We start from the raw sequence: 8,522 nt of genomic DNA, 5'->3' as shown, positions 1-8,522 counted from the left end.
ACCCAGACCCGCAAGTTATTGACAAACTTTTCAAAGAACTCATTTTATTTACTGCCAGAGCCGCTTAGCCTTGGCGAATTTTTAACGAACTATTATATACTATATATTTTCTATTATTAATTACTTAAACACATTTCTTATGGAAGCCAAAAAATCAAGAAAGGCTGCAATCGAGAATCAACGGAGTTCTTGGTTGTTAATGGGAGTGGTTGTTGCGCTTGCTTTCATGTTCGTTTCGTTCGAATGGACACGACAAGATGTAAAGTTGGCTGCATATTCATCGGCCCACGATCCCATTTTTGAAGAGGTACTTATTCCGATTACCCATCCCGAAGAAGTTAGAACCGCCTCCCTCTCCGGATACCAAAGTGACGGACGTGTTCAATATAGTTGCCAATGACGAAGAGGTGGAAACCGCAATGACGATCTCTTCCGAGGATGAGACAACCTCATTCTTCGATAAAAAAATCATATCTTTGCCGCCGGATTATTCTTAAAGCAGAATAGGTGTCTGAATATAAATAAAGAAATACCTGTATTATGAGTTTTCTACTTTGTCTGAAACGTCCTTTTATCTGGTTGTCCCGTTTTCGCCACCGTTGCGGATACGGCGTGCATTCTCCTTTTGCTTTCGGGCTGATAACCGATGTCGTTTATGAGCGGCGCCCTTATTATGCTTATGCCAATCTGGAAAGTGAGGAAAAAGAGCGAAGAAGAAAGGAAGGAAGGATTAAAGGGCATGTAAAAGTGAATCGCTTGCTGTTTCGTTTGGTCAACAGGATACAACCGGGTACGATTGTAGAAGTGGGACCTTTGTCTGTTGCCTCTTTGTATATGCAGGCTGCCAGAAAGTCTGCCGGTTATGTTTTTGCCTCGAATCTCTCGGAGCTTGTGCTCGTTGCCGATACGAAAGTTGATTTTCTGTATCTGAACCGATATCGGCAACCGGAGGAAGTGGAAAGAATATTTGATATTTGTGCCGGTCGCGTGTCTTCCGGGTCCTTGTTCGTGGTTCATGGAATCTGTTATTCGAAACCGATGAGGGATGTGTGGAGACGGTTGAAGGAGGACGAACGGGCAGGAATCACGTTCGACCTGTATGATGTCGGGCTGATTTTTTTCGACCGGAAAAAGTTTAAACAGCATTATGTAGTCAACTTCTGAGAGCCTTTATGCGTTAATTTTATATGAGTAGAATATTTAAGCAAAATACACCATGAAAAAAAGTCTTGTATATACGAAAACCGGAGACCGGGGAACGACCAGTTTGGTAGGAGGAAGCCGTGTGCCGAAAACTCATATTCGTCTGGAAGCTTATGGGACGGTAGATGAGCTTAACTCACATTTGGGATGGCTGCATACATACCTGCGTGATGAAAACGACCGAAACTTTGTTTTGGACGTGCAGCACAAGTTGTTTTCCATCGGTTCGCATCTGGCTACTGATCAAACAAAAACAAAACTGAAACAGCGTAGTATTATTATGCCGGAAGATGTTGAAAGGATTGAGCGAGAGATAGATCGGCTGGATGAGGCGTTGCCTGCTCTTTCCGCTTTCGTCATTCCCGGAGGGAGCCGTGGATCATCTGTTTGCCACGTGTGCCGCACCGTTTGTCGGAGGGCCGAACGGCGTATTTTGGCGTTGCCCGAAAGTTATGCGATTGCTCCTGAACTTTTGGCTTATATCAACAGACTGTCTGATTATTTGTTTGTTTTATCGCGAAAAATGAATGTAGACGAACAAAATATTGAAATATTCTGGGATAATAGTTGGAAATGATAGATTTTATTATACTTTTGCCGAAAAATAGAAAAGCAAAATAATTAGTATTCACTTTTAATACTGGGTTTTATGTATTGGACATTGGAATTAGCGTCAAAACTGGAAGATGCTCCCTGGCCGGCAACCAAGGACGAGTTGATTGACTATGCCATGCGTTCGGGTGCTCCTCTGGAAGTTATTGAGAATCTGCAAGAGATGGAAGATGAAGGCGAAATTTATGAAAGTATCGAAGATATTTGGCCGGACTATCCAAGCAAGGAGGACTTCTTCTTTAATGAGGAAGAGTACTGACCCGAGAGAGGTTTAGAACAAGAATTTTATAATAACCCGATAGCCTGCAAAGGTTCTCGGGATTTTTTGTGCAAAGTTTCAGTCTCTTGCGGATAAAGACACGGAGGCAGACGAAATGTTTTCTACCTCCGTGCTCCGGGGAGGGAATTACTGCGAGAATGAAAGCGCGCAGTTTGTAATTTATCATGATAATATATATCTTTGTATCGAAACTTTAACGTACAGATTTATGAAAAAGACTTTTAGTGTTTTTTTAGTTGCCATATGCATGCTTGTGGCAACTCCGGTTTTGGCTCAAGTACATTTTGGTGTAAAGGGCGGTTTGAACTTGTCGAAAGCAAGTCTCTCTGATGTGCCTGCAAATTTTAAAAAGGATAATTTTACCGGCTTCTTTATCGGACCAATGGTTGAATTCACTCTGCCTGTTGTCGGCTTGGGAGTAGACGGGGCGTTGCTGTTCTCTCAGAAAGGAGTCGATGTGGGTAATGAAAAAATCAAGCAGAACGGATTGGATATTCCCGTTAACCTGAGATATACGTTCGGAGTAGGTCAACTCGCTGCCATTTATCTGGCAGCAGGTCCCGATTTCTATTTCGATTTCGAGAAGAACAAGGATGTTTGGGACGCCGATAATAAGAAGCTGCGTACGGATAAGAAAAAAGCGGAAGTTGGTTTCAACCTGGGAGGTGGCGTGAAATTGCTGAATCATCTGCAAGTGGGTGTGAATTATAACATGCCTTTCAGTGACACTGCTAAATTCTTCAGAGGAGAAGAAGAGTCGGGATCGTATAAGACGAAGACTTGGCAGATTTCCGTAGCCTATATGTTCTAATATAGATTTGGTGGTTTTGAACTATCCGAAAGCCATGTTGAAAGGCGGATATAACCTAGAAATAAACAGCCCGAGAAATCTGTAAGCATGTGAGAGGATTTATCCCGACGAGACGTGGATAGAAAGAACTTAGAAAGGAACAGTGTATTCCTAGCCATCTTGAAAGAAAGATAGTGGCAAGGCTTAATGAGATTTTTAGAAAAAATGTTTTTGCGCAGATTAATGCAATGATTACTTTAATGAGTTTGCATTGATTTGCGCGAATTCGTGTCTGCCTGAAACGATTTTCGCGTTTGTCTGAGAAACGCGTTTAGAAGGATAGATGGTTTTTTAGACGGAGGTCTTCTTTTTTATATCTTTGTACCTGCAATGAAAAAGTTTGTAGATGTTATATTACCCTTGCCTTTGGCGAGGAGTTTTACTTATGCGCTGCCCACCCACTGTGCGGATGAGGTAAAGCCGGGTTGTCGGGTGGTGGTGCCTTTCGGTCGTAAAAAGTTTTATACCGCTATTGTGTGTAATGTACATTGCTGTTCTCCCGAAGGATATGAAGTGAAGGAAATTTCTACCCTGCTCGATCCTTCGCCCATCTTGCTGCCGGTGCAGTTTAGGTTTTGGAAATGGGTGGCAGACTACTATCTTTGCACGCAGGGGGATGTATATAAGGCTGCTTTACCTTCGGGATTGAAACTCGAGAGCGAAACAATCGTGGAGTACAACCCCGATTTTGAAACGGATGTTCCGTTGCCTGAAAAGGAACAGCGAATACTCGATCTGTTGGCGGAAGATTCTCAGCAAAGCGTCACTAAGCTGGAGAAGGAGAGCGGTATGAAAAACATCCTTTCCGTCATCAAGTCGTTGCTCGATAAGGAGGCGATTTTTGTCAAGGAGGAACTAAGACGTACCTATAAGCCCAAGACAGAAGCAAGGGTACGCCTCATGGCGACGCCCGACGAACAGCAGTTGCATATTCTTTTCGACCTTTTGTCCCGTGCTCCCAAGCAACTCGCGCTGTTGATGAAGTATGTAGAGTGTGCGGGGATTTTGGGAGACGGAGTTCCGAAAGAGATTTCCAAGAAAGAATTGCTCGAACGCGCGGGAGTATCTGCCGCCATTCTCAATGGTTTGGTAGAGAAGCATATCTTTGAAGTTTATTTCCATGAAGTGGGACGCTTGAACGGCCAAGTTCCCGTGCAAAGCGTCTTAAATTCCCTTAATCCTCTGAATGAGTTTCAGCAACGCGCATACGGTGAAATCATAGAATCTTTCTGCCGGAAAAATGTCTGTCTGCTTCACGGGGTAACCTCCAGCGGGAAAACCGAAGTCTACATTCATCTCATCGAAGAAACCATTCGGCAAGGGAAGCAGGTGCTTTATCTGCTTCCCGAAATAGCGCTCACCGCACAGATAACCGATCGTCTTCAGCGGGTTTTCGGTTCGAGGCTGGGCATCTACCATTCCAAGTTCCCTGATGCCGAACGGGTGGAGATATGGCAGAAGCAGTTGGGAGAAAAAGGGTATGACATTATTCTGGGAGTGCGCTCGTCCGTCTTTCTCCCTTTCCGGAATCTGGGATTAGTTATTGTAGACGAAGAGCACGAGAATACGTATAAGCAACAAGATCCTGCTCCCCGCTACCATGCGCGCAACGCGGCTATCGTTTTGGCTGCCATGTATGGGGCGAAAACTCTTTTGGGAACGGCCACTCCCTCTATCGAAACATGGCAAAATGCCGTAACCGGGAAGTATGGATTCGTGCAATTGAAAGAACGCTATAAAGAAATTCGTCTGCCCGAGATTATTCCGGTAGACATCAAAGAGTTGCATCGGAAGAAGCGGATGGCCGGCCCGTTCTCTCCTTTGCTCGTGCAATACATGAAAGAGGCGTTGGAACAGAAAGAGCAGGTAATTCTTTTTCAGAATCGGAGAGGATTTGCACCTATGGTGGAGTGCCGCACATGCGGATGGGTTCCGAAGTGTAAGAATTGCGACGTGAGCCTGACTTATCATAAAGGTATTAATCAGCTCACCTGTCATTACTGCGGATACACTTACGGATTGCCAAAGGCTTGCCCTGCTTGTGAGGGAACGGAACTGGTAAACCGTGGTTTCGGAACCGAAAAGATAGAAGACGATATCAAGATTCTTTTTCCCGAGGCAGCGGTAGCGCGCATGGACTTGGATACAACCCGCACCCGCACGGCTTATGAAAAGATTATTGCCGATTTCGAACAGGGAAAGACGGATATACTCATCGGTACGCAGATGGTATCGAAAGGACTCGACTTCGATCACGTCAGTGTAGTCGGCATCCTGAATGCCGATACTATGTTGAACTATCCCGATTTCCGTGCCTACGAACGGGCTTTCCAACTGATGGCTCAGGTGGCGGGACGTGCAGGCCGCAAGAACAAACAGGGCAGAGTAGTGTTGCAAACCAGAAGTATCGACCATCCCATCATTCGTCAGGTGATAGCGAACAGTTACGAAGAGATGGTGGACGGACAGCTTGCCGAACGGCAAATGTTTCGCTATCCGCCCTATTATCGGCTGGTATATGTTTATCTGAAAAACCGGAAGGAGTCTTTACTCGATGAAATGGCGGGAGTGATGGCAGATAAGCTCAGAGCTGTGTTCGGTAATCGGGTGCTGGGCCCTGATAAGCCTCCTGTAGCCCGCATACAGACTTTATATATAAAAAAGATCATTCTGAAAATAGAGCATAATGCTCCCATGGAACGTGTGCGTGAATTGCTGTCACGGATACAGGGTGAGATGCAGGAAGAAGAACGTTTTAAGTCGCTCATCGTTTACTACGATGTAGATCCGGTATAAAACAGACCGTTGCGTTATGTCATCTGAAGGAAAACAGCCTGCTTTCTATTCCCCATACTTCCGGCACGATCTTCCTGACTGTCGACTACTTGTTTGGCAGCTTCAGAGTTTGATATACCTCACGCTTTTGGAGCGGTGGGATAATGTGAAGTATTGCAAGACAACAAGCCGAAATATAGACGTTGGTAATATAATGGATGGAGGTTGTTTCCCATTTTTATTCGGGGTAGCTGTTAATTTTATAAGAATATGAAAAAAATACTGTTTGTTTGCTTAGGCAATATATGCCGCAGCTCTGCGGCGGAAGGAGTGATGCTCCATTTATTGAAAGAAAAGGGAGTGGAAAAAGATTTTGTGATTGACTCTGCCGGGATTCTTTCCTACCATCAGGGAGAATTGCCCGACAGCCGGATGCGTGCCCATGCCGCCCGTCGGGGGTATCAACTGGTGCACCGTTCACGCCCGGTGCAGACGGAAGATTTTTACTGCTTCGATTTAATCATCGGGATGGATGACCGGAATATAGACGATCTGAAAGAGAAGGCTCCATCGCCCGAAGAGTGGAAGAAAATCAAGAGGATGACAGACTATTGCACTCGCATATCTGCCGACCACGTGCCCGACCCCTATTACGGAGGGGCAGAGGGCTTTGAATATGTACTGGATATTCTGGAGGATGCTTGTGAGGGGTTGCTCACTTCTTTAACTCAGGATAGCTGATCCGGGTATGATAAGCGATTTTCAGCTTCTCCTTGAATACGGTTTTCACAGTAGCGATGTCTTTAAATGTGATGGGACAATCTTTGAAGTATCCCTCTGCTACTTGAGAGTCGATAATCTTGTCGACAAGATTGTTGATGCTTTCTTCCGTGTATTCCGGCAAACTGCGGGAAGCTGCTTCCACACTGTCCGCCATCATCAGGATGGCTGTCTCTTTGGTAAACGGATTAGGACCCGGGTAGGTGAACTTCTCCTCATCAGGTTCTTCTCCCGGATGTTCGTTTTTCCATGAAATATAGAAGTACTTGGTTCTGCCACGCCCGTGGTGAGTGCTGATAAAGTCTTTGATTACCTTAGGCAAGTTGTGCTTGTCCGCCAATTTCATGCCCCCGGTAATGTGTTTGATGACAACTTGCGCGCTTTGTTCATAGCTCAGACTCTTGTGCGGGTTGATGCCTCCCGATTGGTTTTCGGTAAAGAAAGCCGGGGCTTCCATTTTTCCTATATCATGATATAGAGCGCCTGTACGTACCAACTGACTGTTGGCTCCGATACGGTTAGCTGCTTCGGAGGCCAGATTGGCCACCTGCATGGAATGCTGGAAAGTGCCGGGCACAGTTTCCGACATTTGACGCAAAAGGGGACTATTAATATTTGAAAGCTCTACGAGGGTTACATTGGAGGTGAATCCGAATGTTTTTTCCAACAGGAATAGCAACGGATAGGCGAACAGCAATAAGATGCCATTAATTATGAAGTATATGTATATTCGCACGTTGATCTTTGAGAAGTCGCTTGAGAAAACGTTTCCGCCCATCAGGTCAAGCGCGAAGTAAATGCTTACGTAAGTCGCTATCACCAACAAAGCAGTGCGGACTAATTGAGACCGCTGAGAAAGTTCGCGAAGGCTGAAAATAGCTACCAGTCCTGCACCCAATTGCGTCAGGATGAACTCATGCGGGAATCTGAGCGCTATAGAGCAAATAAGTATGGTGACCACATGTGTCAGGAAAGCGGTTCGCGAATCGAAAAATACGTGTATGATGATCGGCAACATCGCATACGGAATGATGTTGATGTTGAATATATTATGTGTGATCATGAGTGCGGTCACCACACTGTAAAAAACGATCAGCATGAACAATAGCGATAGCCGTCCCTTGTGTACATAATACTCTTTTCGGAACAGGTCGAGATAAAGCATGAAGTAGAATATCAGCATGCTTACGAAGAGAATTTGTCCCATGAGCACCAGACGGGCTTGTCCGGTCGATTCGCTTCGTTTGATTGATTCTTTGCGCAGCGATTCCAGAATGTTGTAGGTTTCCGGGCTGATGATTTCTCCCCGATCTACAATTTTTTGCCCGGCAACTACGAGCCCGTTTGCCCAAGAATAGTTTTTGAAGATTTCTTCTTGCGCCGTTTGCGTGCGCTGGCGGTCAAAAGACAAGTTCGGAGCGATATATTCGTTCATGGCGCACTGACGCAGAATGTCTAAGTTGAGATGCAGGGAATCGGCGGTGGATAGTAAATATTCATAGGCTTTTTTTACAGTGAAAAGATTTCCTGTAGCTTCCGGATTGGCCAGCTTATCATCAACAACCATAATGGAAACCACACTGTCTTGTTCAAGCCTTTGTTTGTCTTCTGTCGAAACAACTCCGGTCGTATAGATTTTTTTCAGCGTTTTATCAATGTATTTCAAGTGTTCTGCGGCGGCGGGGATGCCTTTCAGCTTTGCATGACCTTGCCGCTTCAGCTTTTCCAATGCTTCTTTCTCCACACTTTTGTTGAGCGTGTAATAAGGCTGGAAAAACTCCATCAAGCTGTCTTTCTCGTGCTTCACCACCGATTCGCTTTTATAAATGGGAAAATCGAAAGTGGCTATCAACTGGGCGTATTTCCACGGCTTGTTCATGTCGAACTGATAGTTGAATTTTCCGTCGCGAGGAAGGAAATATACAATAAGAGACACTGTGACTATAAACAATAAAGCTTTATAGATTAATTTTTTTTGTAAGAAGCCTCTTTTTCCTTTCAGATATTCCATAACCGTTGAAT

General features: G+C 45.0%; 8 protein-coding genes. 7 read left to right on the top strand and 1 reads right to left on the bottom strand.

Translation table 11 applies throughout. The features are described 5' to 3' along the window. Nucleotides 1-139 precede the first annotated feature (139 nt). The 7 genes from GGR07_RS10120 (at nt 140) to GGR07_RS10090 (ending at nt 6,461) form a co-directional block, all read left to right on the top strand. On the top strand, nt 140-400 hold the full coding sequence (locus GGR07_RS10120; protein ID WP_021644128.1) for a hypothetical protein: 261 nt from the start codon (nt 140-142) through the stop codon (nt 398-400). 140 nt (nt 401-540) lie between these two features. Further along, a complete protein-coding gene (locus tag GGR07_RS10115) occupies nt 541-1,164 on the top strand; it encodes a hypothetical protein (RefSeq protein ID WP_039972331.1) in 624 nt (207 codons plus the stop codon). Between the two features lie 52 nt (nt 1,165-1,216). After that, on the top strand, nt 1,217-1,780 hold the full coding sequence (locus tag GGR07_RS10110) for a cob(I)yrinic acid a,c-diamide adenosyltransferase (RefSeq protein WP_021644125.1): 564 nt from the start codon (nt 1,217-1,219) through the stop codon (nt 1,778-1,780). Nucleotides 1,781-1,852: 72 nt separating this feature from the next. Beyond that, complete coding sequence (locus GGR07_RS10105; RefSeq protein ID WP_002558131.1) at nt 1,853-2,074, top strand: DUF2795 domain-containing protein; 222 nt, start codon at nt 1,853-1,855, stop codon at nt 2,072-2,074. A gap of 229 nt (nt 2,075-2,303) precedes the next feature. Next, nucleotides 2,304-2,906 (top strand): porin family protein, encoded by a 603-nt coding sequence (locus tag GGR07_RS10100; RefSeq protein ID WP_034543150.1) that lies wholly within the window; start codon nt 2,304-2,306, stop codon nt 2,904-2,906. A 369-nt stretch (nt 2,907-3,275) separates the two neighbouring features. Further along, a complete protein-coding gene (priA, locus tag GGR07_RS10095; protein ID WP_021644123.1) occupies nt 3,276-5,741 on the top strand; it encodes a replication restart helicase PriA in 2,466 nt (821 codons plus the stop codon). Nucleotides 5,742-5,990: 249 nt separating this feature from the next. Then, nucleotides 5,991-6,461 carry a low molecular weight protein-tyrosine-phosphatase gene (locus tag GGR07_RS10090; protein ID WP_021644121.1) on the top strand — a complete coding sequence of 157 codons (471 nt, stop codon included), beginning with the start codon at nt 5,991-5,993 and terminating at the stop codon, nt 6,459-6,461. On the opposite strand, the gene GGR07_RS10085 is transcribed toward GGR07_RS10090, so the two are convergent. Then, nucleotides 6,436-8,511: an HD family phosphohydrolase gene (locus GGR07_RS10085; protein WP_021644120.1), complete on the bottom strand. Its 2,076-nt coding sequence runs from the start codon at nt 8,509-8,511 to the stop codon at nt 6,436-6,438. The two genes, GGR07_RS10090 and GGR07_RS10085, sit on opposite strands and share 26 nt — an antisense overlap. Between the last annotated feature and the right edge of the window lie 11 nt (nt 8,512-8,522).

This window comes from Bacteroides pyogenes (assembly GCF_014196225.1).
Classification (GTDB): Bacteria; Bacteroidota; Bacteroidia; order Bacteroidales; family Bacteroidaceae; genus Bacteroides; species Bacteroides pyogenes_A.
The sequence above is the reverse complement of the archived record's forward strand: the minus strand, read 5'-3'. Positions and strand labels throughout refer to the sequence as shown.

Bases quoted from the DNA above. Each gene is read 5' to 3' on its own strand.
- GGR07_RS10120 (WP_021644128.1), top strand. From the start codon at position 140: ATGGAAGCCAAAAAATCAAGAAAGGCTGCAATCGAGAATCAACGGAGT.
- GGR07_RS10115 (WP_039972331.1), top strand. From the start codon at position 541: ATGAGTTTTCTACTTTGTCTGAAACGTCCTTTTATCTGGTTGTCCCGT.
- GGR07_RS10110 (WP_021644125.1), top strand. From the start codon at position 1,217: ATGAAAAAAAGTCTTGTATATACGAAAACCGGAGACCGGGGAACGACC.
- GGR07_RS10105 (WP_002558131.1), top strand. From the start codon at position 1,853: ATGTATTGGACATTGGAATTAGCGTCAAAACTGGAAGATGCTCCCTGG.
- GGR07_RS10100 (WP_034543150.1), top strand. From the start codon at position 2,304: ATGAAAAAGACTTTTAGTGTTTTTTTAGTTGCCATATGCATGCTTGTG.
- priA (WP_021644123.1), top strand. From the start codon at position 3,276: ATGAAAAAGTTTGTAGATGTTATATTACCCTTGCCTTTGGCGAGGAGT.
- GGR07_RS10090 (WP_021644121.1), top strand. From the start codon at position 5,991: ATGAAAAAAATACTGTTTGTTTGCTTAGGCAATATATGCCGCAGCTCT.
- GGR07_RS10085 (WP_021644120.1), bottom strand. From the start codon at position 8,511: ATGGAATATCTGAAAGGAAAAAGAGGCTTCTTACAAAAAAAATTAATC.